At 67.2% G+C, this 17,273-nt stretch carries 12 protein-coding genes, 1 tRNA gene and 1 pseudogene; 8 read left to right on the forward strand and 6 right to left on the reverse strand.

Annotated features, from left to right (window positions below; all coding sequences use genetic code 11):
* Positions 1-11: 11 nt before the first annotated feature.
* Genes CXQ89_RS14095 through CXQ89_RS14105 form a run of 3 tightly spaced genes read right to left on the reverse strand, consistent with a single transcriptional unit; the run spans position 12 to position 5,002 of the window.
* Positions 12-2,459, reverse strand: a complete 2,448-nt coding sequence (locus CXQ89_RS14095; RefSeq protein ID WP_104161696.1) for a DUF3488 and transglutaminase-like domain-containing protein — start codon at positions 2,457-2,459, stop codon at positions 12-14.
* Positions 2,456-3,943, reverse strand: a complete 1,488-nt coding sequence (locus CXQ89_RS14100; protein ID WP_104161697.1) for a DUF58 domain-containing protein — start codon at positions 3,941-3,943, stop codon at positions 2,456-2,458. The genes CXQ89_RS14095 and CXQ89_RS14100 overlap by 4 nt, the downstream gene beginning before the upstream one ends.
* Positions 3,944-4,000: 57 nt before the next feature.
* On the reverse strand, positions 4,001-5,002 hold the full coding sequence (locus CXQ89_RS14105; protein WP_219815617.1) for a MoxR family ATPase: 1,002 nt from the start codon (positions 5,000-5,002) through the stop codon (positions 4,001-4,003).
* Between the two features lie 212 nt (positions 5,003-5,214).
* On the opposite strand from CXQ89_RS14105, the gene CXQ89_RS14110 reads away from it, so the two are divergent.
* A complete protein-coding gene (locus tag CXQ89_RS14110) occupies positions 5,215-6,117 on the forward strand; it encodes a TatD family hydrolase (RefSeq protein WP_104055208.1) in 903 nt (300 codons plus the stop codon).
* Between the two features lie 371 nt (positions 6,118-6,488).
* Positions 6,489-7,601, forward strand: a complete 1,113-nt coding sequence (locus CXQ89_RS14115) for a resuscitation-promoting factor (protein WP_181032357.1) — start codon at positions 6,489-6,491, stop codon at positions 7,599-7,601.
* Positions 7,602-7,686: 85 nt separating this feature from the next.
* On the opposite strand, the gene CXQ89_RS14120 is transcribed toward CXQ89_RS14115, so the two are convergent.
* Positions 7,687-8,910: a helix-turn-helix transcriptional regulator gene (locus tag CXQ89_RS14120; RefSeq protein ID WP_146067261.1), complete on the reverse strand. Its 1,224-nt coding sequence runs from the start codon at positions 8,908-8,910 to the stop codon at positions 7,687-7,689.
* A 246-nt stretch (positions 8,911-9,156) separates the two neighbouring features.
* Here CXQ89_RS14120 and rsmA point away from each other — a divergent pair, with 246 nt between their 5' ends.
* The 3 genes from rsmA (at position 9,157) to CXQ89_RS14135 (ending at position 13,070) form a co-directional block, all read left to right on the forward strand.
* Positions 9,157-10,101, forward strand: coding sequence for a 16S rRNA (adenine(1518)-N(6)/adenine(1519)-N(6))-dimethyltransferase RsmA (gene rsmA, locus CXQ89_RS14125; RefSeq protein WP_104161700.1), 945 nt, complete (start codon positions 9,157-9,159; stop codon positions 10,099-10,101).
* A 58-nt stretch (positions 10,102-10,159) separates the two neighbouring features.
* Entirely contained in the window at positions 10,160-11,140 is a 981-nt protein-coding gene (locus tag CXQ89_RS14130) for a 4-(cytidine 5'-diphospho)-2-C-methyl-D-erythritol kinase (RefSeq protein WP_104161701.1), read from the forward strand.
* 64 nt (positions 11,141-11,204) lie between these two features.
* Positions 11,205-13,070: an ABC-F family ATP-binding cassette domain-containing protein gene (locus tag CXQ89_RS14135; protein ID WP_104161702.1), complete on the forward strand. Its 1,866-nt coding sequence runs from the start codon at positions 11,205-11,207 to the stop codon at positions 13,068-13,070.
* 106 nt (positions 13,071-13,176) lie between these two features.
* On the opposite strand, the gene CXQ89_RS19135 is transcribed toward CXQ89_RS14135, so the two are convergent.
* Together CXQ89_RS19135 and CXQ89_RS19140 are read right to left on the reverse strand one after the other, a co-directional pair.
* Positions 13,177-13,614: an NUDIX domain-containing protein gene (locus tag CXQ89_RS19135; RefSeq protein WP_258060145.1), complete on the reverse strand. Its 438-nt coding sequence runs from the start codon at positions 13,612-13,614 to the stop codon at positions 13,177-13,179.
* A gap of 3 nt (positions 13,615-13,617) precedes the next feature.
* Positions 13,618-14,205 (reverse strand): annotated as a pseudogene (locus CXQ89_RS19140) (TetR/AcrR family transcriptional regulator); the annotation flags it as partial.
* Positions 14,206-14,383: 178 nt separating this feature from the next.
* Here CXQ89_RS19140 and CXQ89_RS14145 point away from each other — a divergent pair.
* The 3 genes from CXQ89_RS14145 (at position 14,384) to CXQ89_RS14155 (ending at position 17,039) form a co-directional block, all read left to right on the forward strand.
* Positions 14,384-14,455, forward strand: a tRNA-Gln gene (locus CXQ89_RS14145).
* 83 nt (positions 14,456-14,538) lie between these two features.
* Positions 14,539-16,056, forward strand: coding sequence for a bifunctional UDP-N-acetylglucosamine diphosphorylase/glucosamine-1-phosphate N-acetyltransferase GlmU (gene glmU / locus CXQ89_RS14150; protein WP_104161920.1), 1,518 nt, complete (start codon positions 14,539-14,541; stop codon positions 16,054-16,056).
* Complete coding sequence (locus CXQ89_RS14155; protein ID WP_104055215.1) at positions 16,056-17,039, forward strand: ribose-phosphate diphosphokinase; 984 nt, start codon at positions 16,056-16,058, stop codon at positions 17,037-17,039. The genes glmU and CXQ89_RS14155 overlap by 1 nt, the downstream gene beginning before the upstream one ends.
* Positions 17,040-17,273: the final 234 nt, after the last annotated feature.

Below are 17,273 nucleotides of genomic sequence, written 5' to 3' on the forward strand. Positions count from 1 at the left end.
CAGCCTGTCCGTCAGCGCTGGAACCGGGAGGCCAGGGAGGCCGGGAAGAAGCGGGCCCGCAGTTTTGCGCCCCAAGTGGCGGATTCCTGAAGCCCCTGCCGGACAGCGGTGACATCGGACCAAAGCCCTGCTCCGGGGTCCGGCGGCAGGTCTCGGGCTGCTCCGGACGCGCCCTGCGGCCGTGTAGCCGGTGCGGCATACACTTCGTGTTCATAAGCGGCCCGAAGCCGCTCCAGCGCTGCCGCGGAGTTGTCCGCCAGTCCGGCCTCGTGCGCCAGCCGCAGGGCGTAGGCGCGGGGAGATTCGGCCTTCTGCGGGACATGGCCGTAGTCCACTCCGGTGTCCGCCGCTTCTTCCCAGGCCAGGGTTGCGGGCCCGGTGAGGCTGTGCCCGTGCCCCGCCCCGCCGGCTCCGGAAGCACCCGCGCGGCCGCGTGCCGGTTGTCCGGGTCCGAGGAGGCGCCGGCGGATGCTGCGCCTGCGCCGGCGCAGCAGCCAGGGGCTCAGCAGTGCACCGGCGGCTGCCGCCAGGCCAAATCCAACTCCGGCGAACCTCCCGGCATGGGTCTCTTCCGGCTGCGGCGGGGCGGCAGCCTCAGGGGCGGCCTCACTGGTTGAGGTTTCGGGAAGGGGCTCGGGAAGCACCGGGTTTCCCGCCTCCAGGTCCCGCTCGTCGTCGCGGACCTGGGTGGGGTTCGAGCGGGGCTCCACCGCGTAGGCAGGCACTGATCCCCGGGACGGGGTCGGCTCAAACCGCACCCAGCCCAGCCCTTCGAAATACAGTTCCGGCCACGCGTGCGCATCGCGGGAATCCACTTCGAACTCCCGAAGCTCCTGGCCGTCGTTGCCCGGGAAGGAATTACCGGTGGACCGCCCCGGAGCGAAGCCCAGCGCCATGCGGCTGGGAATGCCGGCCTCTCTGGCCATGACGGCCATGGCAGCGGCAAAATGAGTGCAGTAGCCGGATTTTTCCTGCAGGAACCGGTCAAGGACATCAATACCGTTCCCGTCGTATCCGCCCTCAACCGGAGCATCGAGCGAATAGCTGAACGCCGGCCCGCGGAGGTAGGCCTGGATGGCCATGGCCTGTTCATAGGGTCCGGAGGTTCCCTCCGTGGCAGCCGCCGCGGCGTCCCGGATACTTGCGGGCAGGTCCTCGGGCAGCGAGGTGAAAACGGGGTCCACGGCGTCTTTGGATGCCGGAGCCAGGCCCTGCAGGTCAGCCTGGGACAAGTTGGGCGCCAAGCTTTGGACCTCATAGTCCAACTTCCCGCGCCCCGTGTTGTCCCCGGAGATGACGGTCATGGTTTTGGGATCCCAGCTGAACGGTCCGAGGGCTCCGGACACGCGCTGGGGAGCGTAGGGGGCGAGCAGCCAGGGACTGACATATGTCTCGGACCTGACCCGTGTGGTCACCACTGACATGCTGGGCGCCCGATCGTTCACCTCGGCCGGTGACATGTCCTGCAGGCCCCGCCGTCGGGTGTCCTCCCGAAGATCCGGTGCCCAGCGCCGGCCCGAGAAGTCCTCCAAAGTGGTAGATCGCAGATAGAGCGAAGTAGGAGAATCCGTGGCATACCGGATCCGGCCGGAGGCTGAGGGCTGTCGCAGGTCATTGCCCAGCGCCACCACCGGGTTGAGGCCGGATTGGCCGGTCCAGATGTTCAGTCGTGAGCCCTGCGGAAACGTGCCCTGGTTAAAGCCCGGAAGCGCTGCGGGCAGGCACAGGGCGAGGATCATGGCACCGGCGCCGATGCCGGCCGCCGTGCCCACCTGGCTGCGCGGCGGGCGCCGCATGGCGTCCCCCGGCCGGTGCGGCCGCTCCTGCCAGGCCCCGGTGGCCAGGATGAGCAGGTATCCGGCTGCGGCAAGGATGAAGGGGAGCGCGCCGATGCTCTCCGGCTTCAGGACGGCCGGCACGATCAGCAGGGACAGCAGCCCCAGGCCGCTGGCTGCAGGCATGCGCAGGGTAGTGGCCAGTGTGTCCACCAGCAGCGCAATCAGTCCGGTGCCCAAACAGGCAATGAAAACGATCCCGGAGTCGGCGAGCACCGGCGGAACCTGGTTCATGATGGTCGCTTGGGCTTCGGTGAGCAGCTGTCTGCCCCGCCCCAGCGTCGCCCCGGTGGGCAGCAGCCCGAGCAGCGCCGTCGAGGCGGCAAACAACCAGGTCAGGACGACGGCGAGCGCTGCCAGACCTGCCGCCGGCACCAGTGCGGTGGGAAACCGGAACCTGCGTGCCGCAGCCATGGCGGCGATCACCGCGGCCGTGGTGAGGGTCAGCGGCGGCAACCAGCTCCAGCCGTCCAGGACTCCCTGCAGACTGAGGCTGCAGAGCAGGACGGCTGCGGCGCTTGCTCCGGCGGCGGTCCACTCCCACGGCGGCCGGATCTTGGCCCGCGGCGGCGGGGGAGGCCCGGCCGGGGCGTTGGCCGCGGGGCGGGACAGCACATCAGTCATGGGCGGTCCTCCCGACCGGGGGATGAAGTTACCGGCTGGGCGGCGGAAGCGAAGGCCGCCCAGCAGCGCGCGAGATCGGATTCGGGGGTAGCAGCAACGGCTTGCCAGCCGGCGGCGTGCAGGACGGCCAGTGCCGGCCCCGCCTCCTGGAGCCGGTCCGTGACCAGGATGGCGCAGGCCAGGGTGGCATAGTCTGCCGCCGGAGCCAGCCGGGCGGCGTCGTCGGCCGTGAGCCTGCCCAGAACCGCAACGAGGGGGCCGCGTCGGCGCTGGGCCAAAGTGTCCGCCAGTCCGGAACCGAAGGCGCGGCGGTTTTCGGCCGGTGACGGGTCCGCTCCCTTTGGGCTGGCCGTGCCGGCGCTGTGGGCGCCGCGGACCGCGCGAATTCCCCGGAACCGGGCTGCAGGCACGGGCCCGGGGACCGCCGCCTTACCCGTGTCCGCCTGCCGTTCAAACGGCCGCGCCTCAAGTTCCAGCGCCGCCAGGCCCTCTGCGATGTCCTGCAGCCCTGCGGCGCCGCTGAAATCGCACTGCAGGGGATCGGGGGTGGAAGGGGAACGGCCGAGACCGGGCCGCGCGTACGCATCCAGCAGATGCAGCGAGTAGCCGTTGTCGAGCAGGAAAGCGGCAGCTGAAACGGATGCTGTGACCGCCCATTCAAAGGACTCGGAGGTGGACAGCCCGTTTCCGGTGGCGGGGTCCGTCCACAGCGGCGTTCCAAGGCCGCCCGCAAAGCAGGACTGCCGCGAATCGAGAAGCAGCGTGGCGCTGGGGGAGGTGACGGGTTCCTCCTGCCGGACCATCAGTTCGCCGTGACGGGCAGTCGCCGCCCAGTGGACCCGCCGCATGGGATCGCCCGCGCGGTATTCGCGGGTGGAGACGTCATCTTCGCTGGGGCTGCCGCGGCGGGGATTGGAAACGGATCCCTCCGTCCCCCGGGGGCCGCCCAGCGACGCGGCCGGCAGCTCCTGAGGCGCCGGGGACACCACCAGCGGATCTGTGGCACCGAGGGTGTGCAGCCTCCGGGAGAGGCCAAATAGGTCGGTGAACTCCGCCGTCACCGGTCCGATCGGAAACATGCCGCGCCGGGCGGAGCGCAGCTGGTACTCGTAGGTGCTGGCGCCGTCGGCATCCGGAAAACGGGCCGGAAAACGGAACACCGGACTCTGTCCGAAGCGCAGCGGGAGGCCTTCGCGCATGGAGGCGCTCTGCCGGACCGGGCGGGGAGTGCGCAGCGAGAGCATCACCCGGGCGGGGACACCGGTCTCCACGGTGGCCGGACTGAAGGTGCGTTCAACCAGGAACACCGGCTTGACCAGCCGCAGCGCCAGCGCCGAAAGCAGCGGCAGGGCGAGCAGGAACAGGCCCAGGATGAGTGCGTCCCGGCGGCCCATAATGTGGGCGGTCAGGAGGGCGGCGGCCCCGGCCGCGACAAGACCCCAGCCGCGCGCCGTCAGCAGCCGTGCTGCGCTTGCAAAGTCCATGGAGCCTTCCCGCTGGTGGTGTACCGGTGGTGCTGCCTCAGCCGTCCCGCCGCGCCCCTACCGCCTCAGGCGCTCGCCGGCGGGACTGCGCGGAACGGGAACGCGTGCGAGCAGGTGTGAGAGCAGGCCCGACGGCGTATCGCCGGAACTGGTGGCTTTGCGGTCCAGGATGATGCGGTGGGCCAGCACGGGATCAGCGAGGCGGGAAATGTCATCGGGCAGGACAAAGTCACGCCCCGCCAGCGCGGCGTGGGCCTTGGCGGCGCGCAGCAGCTGCAGCAGGGCGCGGGGACTGGCACCGAGGCGCAGATGGGGATGCTCCCGGGTCGCCTGGCCAATGGCAACCGTGTACTCCTTTACGGCGGAGGAGACAAAGATGTCCCGCACCCGGGCCGTCATGGCCGCAATTTCACCGACGTCGACGACGGCGGAAACAGCGTCCAGGGGAGAGGTGGACTGGTGGCTTTCGAGCATCTCAATTTCGGACCGGGTGTCCGGGTAACCCATGGAAATGCGGGCCATGAACCGGTCCCGCTGGGCTTCGGGCAGGGGATAGGTCCCTTCCATTTCGATCGGGTTCTGGGTGGCCACCACCATGAAGGGCTCGGCCAGCCGGTAGGTCCCGCCGTCGACGGTCACCTGCCGCTCCTCCATGCACTCCAGCAGCGCGGACTGGGTCTTCGCGGAAGCGCGGTTGATCTCGTCTCCGATCACGATGTTGGCGAAGATGGGGCCCTGGCGGAACTCGAACCGGTGGGCGTCCTGGTTGTAGATGGACACGCCGGTGACGTCGGACGGCAGCAGGTCCGGGGTGAACTGGATCCGCGTCACCGAACAGTCAATGGTCCGGGCGAGCGTCTTGGCCAGGAGCGTTTTTCCGACGCCGGGCACGTCCTCCAGCAGGACATGGCCCTGGGCCAGCAGCACGGTCAGGACCAGTGAGGCTGCTTCCTTCTTGCCGTCAATGACAGTATTGACTGCGGCGAGGATGTTGGACGCCGCGGTGTGAAATGCGTCGGCACTGTATCCCGCTCCTGCGGCCCGGTTCCATCCAGCCATAGGCCCGGGAACCTCCGTTCCCGGTGAATCACCGGCAAAGGGAGCGGCGGCTGCAGCTGGAGTTCGAGCGTCCATGGATACCTTCCAAGCCTCGGGAAATCGCACTCCGGTGCCCTGACTAGGGGATCCGGTGTGCGACGCTACAGGCCCTCCGCCGGTTCGGCAGCGGCCTCATGTGAATACAGGTTACAAGCTCACTTAGGGTTAAAGACATGTGCAATGACAGTGGTTATGTTCCGGGCGAAATCCCTGCGGCCTATCTGGACTTCGCGTCCGGCACCGGGAAACCTTATCCTCCCGGGCCGGAGCCCCTGCCGGTGCCCGTGATTGACAACCATACCCATTTGGACTTTGCCCCCGGCGGGGCCGGCACCGCGGAAGTGGGGGCGGCCATGGACGCCGCCGCCGCGGCGGGAGTCCGGGGTGCTGTTCAGGTAGGCACGGATCTGGAATCTTCGCGGTTCACTGTCCGGATCCTGGATGAGGAACCGCGGCTGCTGGGAGCGGTGGCCATTCACCCCAACGATGCCCCCGTACTGGCGGGGGAGGGGACCCTGGACGCGGCGCTCGAGGAAATTGAAGCACTGGCCGGCCATCCCCGGGTCCGGGGCATCGGCGAAACCGGACTGGATTACTTCCGCACCGGCCCGGACGGCGTTGAGCGGCAGCAGTATTCCTTCCGCCGGCACATCGACATTGCCAAGCGGTTGGGGCTGGCCCTGCAGATCCATGACCGCGACGCACACGCGGACGTTGTCCGTGTGCTGTTGGAAGAGGGAGCCCCGGAGAAGGTGGTCTTCCACTGCTTTTCCGGTGATGCGGATCTGGCCAGGACCTGCAATGAGCATGGCTGGAGCATGTCCTTTGCCGGCACAGTCACCTTTAAGAACGCGGGGAATCTCCGGGAGGCGCTCGCCGTGGCCGACCGGAGGCTGCTGCTCGTGGAAACCGATTCCCCCTTCCTGACGCCGCACCCCTTCCGCGGCCGGCCCAATGCCAGCTACATGGTGCCCTACACCGTCCGTTTCATGGCCGCAGAACTCGGAGCGGACCTGGCTGAGCTGGGAACGCAGCTGGTGGAAAACACGGTCCGTACCTACGGTTCATGGGCCTAGCCCCGGTAGGGAAGTTTCCACGTACGGCACAGGTATCACTTGGACCGGCCAAAACTTCGGTTTGCCCTCAGGTCACGGTTCGGTTACGGTGGGGACCTATTAGCCGGGGTCGGGGAAGGCGCCGGAACTGATATCGAACCACACACCGTCCTGTGACCAGGTGTGCGCACACTTCAGCCGAAGCGCCGCGCCACATCTGTGCCTGGTTGCGGCAGAGGTTCCTTGCCTGCGCACAGAGTCGCCCCGTGAGACCCGGGGACATCGGCTGCCACGCGCCCTGATCCCCGTGCCCGGAAACTATGAACGTTTGGGATTCCGTGGCACATGCACTCGTGAGGCGTGGGGTAAAACTAACCGGGCAGGCCGTTGTTATGGTCGCCCTCATTCTGGGACTGGTGGCCTTTGTAGGCACCAACAAGTCAGTGGTACTAAGCGTCGACGGCCAGACCAGCGACGTCAAGACGTTCGGCGGCACCGTCGCTGAAGTTCTCCAAAAAGCAGATGTCCAGGTCACCGAGGCAGACCGGGTGAGCCCCGACCTGGCCAGCGAGGTCAGCGACGGAACCCGGATCGAAGTCTCCAAGGCCAAGTCCGTGGATGTAACCCTGGACGGCCAGGGCCACACAGTAAGCACCACCGGCCAGACCGTTGCGGATCTGGTGTCGGAACTTCGGGTAGCTTCCAACTCTGCAGTGTCCGCCTCCCTGGACACGGCCCTCTCCGGGCTTCAGGATCCGCTGTCGATCTCCACTCCGAAGACAGTCACCATGGTGATGGACGGCAAGTCCTACAACCGCCCCACCACGGCGGAGACGGTGGAGGAGCTGCTGGACGAAGCGGGCATTGAACTCGCGGCAACGGACCGCCTCTCGGCTCCTGAGTCCGCCGCACTGGTGGACGGCATGGCGTTGAAGATTACCCGCGTCACGGCCGGCGAAAAGGTCACAGTCACCGAAGCCCTGCCGTTTGAAACCGCTGAAGTGCCGGACCCCAACCTTTACGAGGGCGAAGAAAAGGTGACGGTCAAGGGAACGCCGGGCGAGAAGGCCGCAGTTTTCGCGATCAAACTCGTTGACGGCCGTGAGGTCAGCCGGACCCTGGTGAGTGAAACCGTCTCCGTGCAGCCGGTTGACGCGAAGATCGCCGTCGGTACCAAGAAGAAGGAAGCCCCGCCCGCACCGGCACCCGCGGCCGAGGCACCGGCCCCGGCTGCCTCTCCGGGCGGCGCCGCTCCCTCCGGCGGAACCTGGGCGGCTCTGGCCCAGTGTGAATCCGGCGGAGACTGGCACATCAACACCGGCAACGGTTATTCCGGCGGCCTGCAGTTCAGTGTCTCCAGCTGGCTTGGTGCCGGTGGCGGCCAGTACGCGCCCATCGCCGCCGGGGCCACCCCGGATCAGCAGATTGCCGTAGCAGAAAAGCTTCGCGCCAACGGCGGCTGGGGCCACTGGCCGTCCTGTGCCGCGAAGCTGGGCCTGCTCTAACCGGGCGGGAGTTACCCCGTCTGTTGCGCCCGCCCGGGCTAAGGGCGCAGAGCGCTACCAGTTCCCCGAGGACCGGAACCTGTTATCAGGTTCCGGTCCTCGCGGTTAACCCGACAGGGGCTCCGGCCCGCGCCTGGCTCGCCAACCGGGCTGCATGGTCCGCCCGGTCCAGGGCTCCGGCGTTGAAAAAGGCCTTCGCGCTGTCCTCCAGCATTTGCACCGCGGTGCTCGTTTCTCCGAGGGCAGCCCGGCTCAAGCCCAGGTGCAGGGCCACCTCGGCGGCACCCTGGGGGGAGAGCGCCGCCCGCCGGGCGTACACATCGGTAAGGATCTGCACGGCTGATTGATGGTTGCCGGAGAGCTGATGCCACCGGCCCCTGCTGTGCAGGTTCTCCAGAAGGTCTTCCTCGGTGCCGCCCAGCACTGAGAGGGCAGTCTCGGCATGGTCCATGAGCCGGCTGGTAGCGGCGTCGTGCAGTCCCTCGGCAAGACGCATGGCTGCCGAAGAGCGGTTAAATGCTGCCCAGGCTTCCAGATCCGTGTCGGGATTGAGGAGGAAACCGGCTCTGGCATGGTAACGGAGGCCGGCGGCTGTATCGCCCCGGCGGAACGCGACGTTGCCCACCGCCCAAAATCCCTTTCCCGCCGTCTGGGCATCCGACGCTGCTTCCAGCAGCGGAAGCAGCAATGCCTGGCAGTGGCCCCACGCTTCCTCCTGCAGACCGCTTTCGGAAAGGGCAGCGATGAGTGCCTGATATACCTCGATGAGCTGATCAGCGTTCAACCGCAGCAGCACGCCAATGTCCAGTGCGCGTCTGGCATGGCTGACAGCCTCGGGCAGCCGTCCGGCTCCCTGGCAGGCCGTTGCCAGCAAGGCCTCAGCCTGCGGGCGCAGCGGTTGCCCCTCCGCTGCCAGGGGGTGTTGTGCCAGCCGTTCCGCCTCTGCGATGCAGGCCGGGTAGTCGTGCAGCCGGCGCAGGCACGCAGCCGCCATAAAGGACAGTTCCCACCATCCGGTAGGGTCCTGCTCCACCAGCGCCGCATCCGCCGCCAGTTGGGACAACCTTCGTGCGGCCTGGTAATTCCGCTCATCCCACGCCTGTGCTGCAGAGAACTCCAGGAAGAGGCGGCTGTCGCCGCCTGCCCTCGGGTGCGGATAGCCCGGCACCGCGGTCAACCGTTCCGCCAGAAACCGGATGGCCCCGCCGGACGGCTCCCGCCGGCCCTTTTCAAGCATCGACACATCGCGTGCCAGGAACACGTCGCCGCTCAACTCTTCCTGGGTCAGCAGGCGTTCCGTGCGCGCCAATTGAAGTCGGTTTCCGAAGGTTTTGCCCATATGTCATTACCGCCGTTCCGGGGCTGGGGGACACTGGAAGAGTGCCTCGGCTGGAATGCTACCGACCGATTTTTGGCGGGGGCAGGGTGGTGCCCCATTCTGGAAGGAAACACGATGAAGAGGAATGAATTCCGCCTGCGGGCAGGCGCCGCGGTGGGTAACTGGCCTGACTAGCGCCCCATCGGTAGGAACACGGTGCTCGGCTAGTATTGCTAGGTGACTGAATCCGCCTCCGCTTCCCGTCCTCCGGTCAAACCGCTGCTGGGTGCCACTGACATCCGCGCCCTGGCCGACGAGCTGGGCGTGCGCCCCACCAAGACCCTGGGCCAGAACTTCGTCATTGACGGCAACACCATCCGGCGCATCGTCGCCGCCGCCGGCGTCGGACCGGAAGAAACCGTGCTGGAGGTGGGGCCCGGCCTGGGATCCCTCACGCTGGGACTGCTGGATGCAGCGAAGGCCGTGGTCGCCGTCGAAATTGATCCTGTGCTTGCCGGACGGCTGCCCGCAACGGTGAAGGCATGGCGGCCCGAGAAGGCGGACCAGCTGCACGTGGTCCTCGGCGATGCCATGCGGATCACCGAGCTTCCCGTTGAGCCCACGGCACTGGTGGCCAATCTTCCGTACAACGTGGCCGTTCCCGTGGTGCTGCATCTGCTGGAGCGCTTCCCGTCCCTGCAGCACGGTCTGGTCATGGTTCAGGACGAAGTTGCGGACCGGCTGGCTGCGGTCCCCGGATCCAAGGTTTACGGCGTGCCGTCAGTGAAGGCCGCCTGGTACACCACCATGCGCAAGGCCGGCGTGATCGGCATGAACGTGTTCTGGCCCGCGCCCAAGATCGCTTCCGGGCTGGTGGGCTTCACCCGCCACGATCCGCTGCCCACCACTGCCACCCGTGAAGAGGTCTTCGCCGTCATCGACGCCGCCTTTGCCCAGCGCCGCAAGACGCTGCGCGCTGCTCTGTCCGGTTGGGCAGGGAGCCCGGCCCAGGCCGAAAACGCGCTTGTTGCGGCCGGGGTGGACCCGCGCGCCCGGGGCGAAGTCATCGACATTGCCGCCTTTGCCCGGATTGCGGAGGCCAAGGGTGCGCAGGCGCCGGCGAACGCCGGGGATCCGTCCGGACCGGAGACCGAAGCACTGCCCGACGGCGAAGCGTCCTAACGCTGGCTCCGGCGGGCGCATTAACGGCGCGGCCCGCCCTTCCTCTAAGTTGGAAGATATGAGCGCAGCGAAGTTTTCACCCGCACAGCCCCCCACGGCAGCCCCGGCGTCCGTGTGCGTCCGCGCCCCCGGGAAGATCAACGTATCCCTGCGCGTCGGCCCGCTCCGGCCCGACGGCTACCACAGCGTCGCCAGCGTGTATCTGGCCGTTTCGCTGTTCGAAGAAGTCCGGGCCACGGTTACCGAGGGACCCGGAATCACCGTCACCGTGGACAGCGACGGTGCCCTGCAGGTCCCCGTGAAGGACATTCCCCTCGGGCCGGATAACCTCGCGGTCCGCGCGGCCCAGGCACTGGCGGCCTTCGCGGAGAACCCCACCGGGGTGCACCTGCACATCACTAAGCGGGTGCCGGTTGCCGGCGGCATGGGCGGAGGCTCAGCCGATGCCGCGGCGGCGCTGGTCGCCTGTGACGCCCTGTGGAACACGCATCTTTCCCGTGAAGAGCTGGCCGGCATCGCTGCCGGGCTCGGCGCTGACGTTCCCTTTTCGCTGCTCGGCGGCACCGCCGTCGGCCTGGGAGTGGGGGACCGGCTGACCCCGGCCATATCCAAGACGCCCCTGCACTGGGTGCTCGTCGCCTCCGACTTCGGGCTGTCCACCCCGGGCGTCTACGGTGCCCTGGATTCCCTCCGCGAGGAGGGCCAGCTGCAGGCCCAGGAACCGGAGGAAGTTGACCCGGCAATCCTTGCCGCCATGCGCTCCGGGAATGCTCAGGACCTGGCATCCGTTATGTCCAATGACCTGCAGGCGGCCGCGCTGCGGCTGGCGCCGGGCCTGGCGGACGTCCTGAGCGCCGGCGAGCGGCTGGGCGCACTGGCCGGCATGGTTTCCGGCTCCGGGCCCACCGTAGCCTTTTTGGCTCAGAACGCGCCCGCGGCTGCGGAGCTTGCGGCGGCCCTGCGCGCCGAAGGGCACCGTGCCCTCGCGGTCGAGGGGCCGGTCCACGGAGCCCGGCTGGCGTCCGCCGCCGCCGGCTGACTTTTCCATCTTCGAACCATTTTTGAACATCAGATTTTTGAACATCAGAAGAAAGTAGTACCGATTGGCACACCTGCTTGGTGCTGAGAACCTCAGCATTTCCTTTGGCACCCGCACCATCCTGGACGGGGTTTCCCTGGGCCTGGAAGAGGGGGACCGCATTGGCGTCGTCGGGCGCAACGGTGACGGCAAGTCCACCCTGATGCGCCTGCTGGCCGAGCGGCAGACCCCCGACGAAGGCCGCGTCACCCGCCGCCGCGACGTCACCGTGGGCTATCTGGACCAGTCCGACGTGCTCGACGGCGACCTCACCGTTGGCCAGGCCATCGTGGGTGACGCCGCTGACTACGAGTGGGCCTCCAACGCCCGCATCCGCGACGTCATGAGCGGCCTGATCCAGGAAGTGGATTGGAACGCCTCCGTCTCCTCGCTGTCCGGCGGGCAAAAGCGCCGCGTGGCGCTGGCCAAGCTGCTGACCGGGGACGACGACGTCGTCATGCTGGACGAGCCCACCAACCACCTGGATGTGGAAGGCGTGGCGTGGCTGGCCCAGCACCTGAAGAACCGCTGGCGCACCGATGCCGGCGGCCTGCTGGTGGTCACCCACGACCGGTGGTTCCTGGACGAAATCTGCACCCGCACCTGGGAAGTGCACGACGCCGTCATTGATCCGTTCGACGGCGGTTACGCAGCCTATGTGCTGGCCCGCGCCGAGCGTGACCGCATGGCCAACGTGGTGGAGGGCAAGCGCCAGCAGCTGGTCAAGAAGGAACTGGCCTGGCTGCGCCGCGGCGCGCCGGCCCGCACCGCCAAGCCCAAGTTCCGCATCGAGGCGGCCAACAACCTCATTGCCGATGTGCCCGAACCCCGCGACACCCTGTCCCTGAATAAGATGGCCACCGCCCGTCTGGGCAAGGACGTGCTGGACCTTGAGGACGTGTCGCTGACCCTGGGTGACACTGAATTGTTCAAGAACGTCACCCTGCGCCTGGCCCCGGGGGAGCGGCTCGGCCTGGTGGGCGTCAACGGCGCCGGCAAGACCACGCTGCTGCGTTTGCTCAACGGCGAAATCGAACCGACGAAGGGCCGGCTGAAGCGCGGCACCACAGTGCAGACGGCCGTGCTGACGCAGGAAGTCAAGGAACTCGACGAGGTGGCGGACATGCGCGTCATCGAGGTTATTGAAAACGAGAAGCGGGTCTTCAGCGTGGGCGGCCGCGAACTCTCCGCCGGCCAGCTGGTGGAGCAGCTGGGCTTCAACGCCCAGCGCCAGTGGACTCCGGTGAAGGAACTGTCGGGTGGTGAGCGCCGCCGGTTGCAGCTGCTGCGCCTGCTGGTGGGAGAACCGAACGTGCTGATGCTCGATGAGCCCACCAACGATCTGGACACCGACACCCTGGCTGCCGTGGAAGACGTCCTTGACGGCTGGCCCGGCACGCTCGTGGTGGTCTCACACGACCGGTACCTGCTGGAGCGCGTCACCGACCACCAGATGGCACTGCTGGGCGACGGCAAGCTGCGCGGACTGCCCGGCGGGGTGGACCAGTACCTTGAGCTGCGCAACGCGGCTCTGGTGGCGAACTCTTCGGCGTCGACGGCGGCCCGCGGATCCTCGCAGGCGGCGCGTGCCGCAGCGGCCGGGTCCACCCGGCCCGGTTCCGGCGGCGGAGTTGCGACGGCGGTGGCCTCCGGTTCATCCGAGGCGGAGAAGCGGATCGCCAAGAAAGACCTGACCCGCATCGACCGGCAGATGACCAAGCTGAAGCAGCAGGTGGAAAAGGTCAACGCGCAGATGACGGCCGCCACGGAGAAATCCGGCGGAGCGGACTTTGAACAGCTGGCCGAGCTGAACAAGAAGCTGCAGTCACTGGCAGCGGACCAGGAGGACCTGGAAATGCAGTGGCTCGAGGCGTCGGAAAAGCTCGACTAGCCTTCAGGGCGACAAAAGGGCTAAAAAGGCAACCGTTTTGGGAATCTGCTGCCGGGGCGTACCAGCAGTAAGTTCCCAAAACGGAGGGGAATGCTCAAAACGGCGGTCAGGCGCCGGCAAGCATGTGCGGCAGGATGTGCTCTCGCAGCAGCGGGGAAATGTCCTCGCGTTCCAGCGCCTGCGCCGGATCCATCCACAGCAGTTCCTCGATTTCGGCAGCGGCTGCGGGTTCCCGGGAGGGATCACCGTTGGACGCCGGCAGCGTGTACGCGAACAGCCCGGCATCAATGAAGGTGTTTTCCTCGTTCGCGGCGGGGCCGTACCAGTCGCCCAGGACTTCCAGCTCGGATTCCGCGACAGAGAGGCCCAGTTCCTCCTGCATCTCCCGGGCCGCCGCAGCGCTGAATGATTCGCCGGGCTCCAGCTTGCCGCCGGGCTGCATGAACTTGCTGGTTCCGCGCTTGCGGACCAGCAGGATCCGTCCGGCGGCGTCGCGGACGAGGACGGCGGAGAGGGTGAGGACCACCGGGTCGTCCGTGCGCATGTGGCGGAGTTCGGGATCCTTCTGCAGCCCGGTCAGGCCGTTCCAGGACAGGTTGACCAGATGCGCCGCCACCGTTGCCTTGTCCGGGGTGCGGGCATCCAGCCACCACTGGCCGGTCATGGCCACCATGCCCACCAGCATCTGCGCGTACATGCCGCCCACCTCGGCGCTGAGGCCGCGGTTGCTGAACTCCTTGGAGAGGATGTGCTCCACGTGGCTGGTGACCCGGGAGAGCAGGGTGGCAAAGGTGCCTTCGGGCTGCGACGGCGGGGCGTCCCGGACCAGGATGCGGAAACCGTCGGTGTGATTTTCGATATAGTCCAGCAGCGCATAGGCAACGCGTTCAATCAGGATCCGCGGACCGGCGTCGGCGCCCAGTGCTTCGGTGATAACGGCGAGCAGCCGGTTGAACTCTGCTTCAACCACCTCGGTGTAGAGCGCCTCTTTGGACCCGAAGTGTTCATACACCACCGGTTTGGAGACACCGGCCGCAGCGGCAATGTCCTCGATGGTTGCTCCGTCGAGCCCCCGCAGGGCAAACAGCCCCCGGGCCACCTCAATAAGCTGTGCGCGCCGCTGCACGCCGGTCATGCGCAGGCGGGCGCCGCCAGCCGGATTTCTTGCCACCACCACAGTCTAAGCCTTGTCTCCGGGCCGCGTTCGGATGTGTCCGGAAGCGGCGCTGCGTGACACTCCGCCGCCCCAAGTCGCGCCGACATCGGCAGACATGGCAAACTAAACTCTTGTGTGCGGGGCAACCTGTACATTTTCCGCCCTGGTGTAATGGCAGCACCCCGGCCTTTGGAGCCGTGGAGTATAGGTTCGAATCCTATGGGCGGAACGGTAGGAGCACCGGCCAAGTCCGGTGGCCCGCCCCTCCAAACCCCGAGGCCGTACCACCCCCAGGAGCGCTACTTCGTGACCATGCAGGATGCAAAATCCACCGAAAGCGCCGAGACCGGCGGACCCGCGGCTGTCATCGTTCTCGCTGCCGGAGCCGGCACCCGGATGAAGTCCCGGACACCCAAAATCCTGCATCCCGTTGGCGGAACGTCCATGGTGGGCCATGCCCTGGCGGCCGCACAGGCACTGGCGCCCCGCGCCCTGGCCGTGGTGGTCCGGCATGAGCGGGACCGGGTGGCAGAGCACGTTGCCGCCGCCGCCCCGCAGGCCGTGATCGTGGATCAGGATGACATTCCCGGCACCGGACGCGCCGTGCAGGTGGCGCTGGACGCACTGGACACCTTCGCACCGCTGGAGGGCACCGTCGTCGTGACCTACGGAGACGTGCCGCTGCTGGAAGCGGATACGCTGCGGCAACTGGTGGCCGTGCACCAAATCGACGCCAACGCCGTCACCGTGCTCACCGCCCGGCTCGATGATCCCACCGGCTACGGCCGGATCCTGCGCGCTGAAGACGGCACCGTCACCGCCATCGTGGAGCACAAGGACGCCGACGACGCCCAGCGCGCCATCACCGAAATCAACTCCGGCATCTACGCGTTCGACGCCGCCGTCCTGCGCAGCGCCCTGGCCGAGGTCACCTCGGACAACTCCCAGGGTGAGATGTACCTCACTGACGTACTCGGCCTGGCCCGGGCGAACGGCGGCCGCGTTGCCGCCGTCGTCACCGATGACTTCTGGCAGGTGGAGGGCGCCAATGACCGCGTCCAGCTGGCAGCTCTGAACGCCGAGCACAACCGCCGCAACCTCGTTCGCTGGATGCGGGCCGGCGTCACCGTCGTTGACCCCGCCACCACGTGGATCGACGCCGGCGTCACGCTCGCCGAGGACGTCACCATCCTGCCCGGCACCCAGCTGCACGGCTCCACCGTGGTGGAGCGCGACGCCGTCGTCGGCCCGGACACCACCCTCACCAACGTGGTGGTGGGGGAGGGTGCCAAGGTGGTCCGCACCCACGGTTCCGAGGCCCGCCTGGGAGCCGGTGCCGACGTCGGACCCTTCGCCTACCTGCGACCGGGCACCGTCCTGGGCGCCAAGGGCAAGATCGGCACCTTCGTGGAAACCAAGAACGCGGACATCGGTGCCGGGTCCAAGGTTCCCCACCTTTCCTATGTGGGGGACGCCACCATCGGTGAGCAGTCCAACATCGGCGCCGCCTCGGTTTTCGTGAACTACGACGGCGTCAACAAGCACCACACGACCATCGGTTCACACGTGCGGATGGGCAGCGACAATATGTATGTGGCCCCCGTCACGGTGGGCGACGGCGCGTACAGTGGAGCTGGAACCGTGGTCCGCAAGGACGTTCCGGCCGGCTCCCTGGCCATCAATGTGGCGCCTCAGCGCAACCTCGACGGCTGGGTGCTGACCAACCGTCCGGGCACCGCCGCAGCCAATGCGGCAGCCGCCGCTGCAGACACCGCTTCCACAGCCTCTTCCTCAACAACTGATTCCCCCACGCGAGAAAGCGATCATTAATGAGCAGCGAGATCACCGCCCAAGGTGAAAAGAAGCTTGTCCTTGCCACCGGCCGTGCACACCCGGAACTGGCCGAGGAAATCGCACGCTGTCTCGACACGGACCTGCTGCCGCTGGCTTCCTATGACTTCGCCAACGGCGAGATCTATGTCCGTCCCGGCGAAAGCGTCCGCGGCACTGATGCCTTCGTCATCCAGGCCCACCCGGCGCCCATGAACAACTGGCTGATGGAACAGCTGATCACGGTTGACGCCCTGAAGCGCGCCTCCGCCAAGCGCATCACCGTCGTGTCCCCGTTCTACCCGTACGCCCGCCAGGACAAGAAGGGCCGCGGCCGCGAACCGATTTCGGCACGCCTGGTGGCTGATCTGTACAAGACCGCCGGCGCGGACCGCATCATGAGCGTTGATCTGCACACCTCGCAGATCCAGGGCTTCTTTGACGGCCCCGTGGACCACCTGATGGCCATTCCGCTGCTTGCCGATTACATCCGCACCCGAGTGGATGTTTCCAACGTCACCGTGGTGTCTCCGGACACAGGCCGCGTCCGCGTCGCCGAACAGTGGGCCGAACGTCTGGGCGGCTCCCCGCTGGCGTTCGTGCACAAGAGCCGTGACCTCACAGTGCCCAACCAGGCTGTGTCCAAGCAGGTTGTGGGCCAGGTTGAAGGCCGCACCTGCGTGCTCATCGATGACATGATCGACACCGGCGGAACCATCGCAGGCGCCGTGCGTGTGCTGAAGGAAGCCGGTGCAAAGGACGTCATCATCGCTGCGACGCACGCCGTGTTCTCCGACCCGGCGGCCCGCACGCTGGCCGAGTCCGGTGCCCGCGAAGTGGTGGTCACCAACACGCTTCCGATTCCGGCCGCCAAGCGCTTCGACCAGCTGACCGTCCTCTCGATCGCTCCGCTGATTGCCCGGGCGATCAAGGAAGTTTTCGAAGACGGCTCCGTCACCAGCCTCTTCGACGGCAAGGCCTAGTTCCTTCCGCGACAGCGGCTTCATAAATTAATCACTGCAACATCCGCGCTGCCCGTTCAACCTTCGGCTCCCTTGGGGCCGCGGTTCGGACGGGCAGCGTGCTGCTGGTAGGATGGTCTGCGATGCCTAGGCGAGGGAGAGGCCCGGATACATTCGGGCAATACTCCGTTATCGACGGTGGCTGGCAACTTCTGACTGCATCCGCGGACGTTTGATCCGCGGGATGCAGCGCTG

Source organism: Arthrobacter sp. ZGTC212 (genome assembly GCF_002929255.1).
GTDB classification, from domain to species: domain Bacteria; phylum Actinomycetota; class Actinomycetes; order Actinomycetales; family Micrococcaceae; genus Arthrobacter_B; species Arthrobacter_B sunyaminii.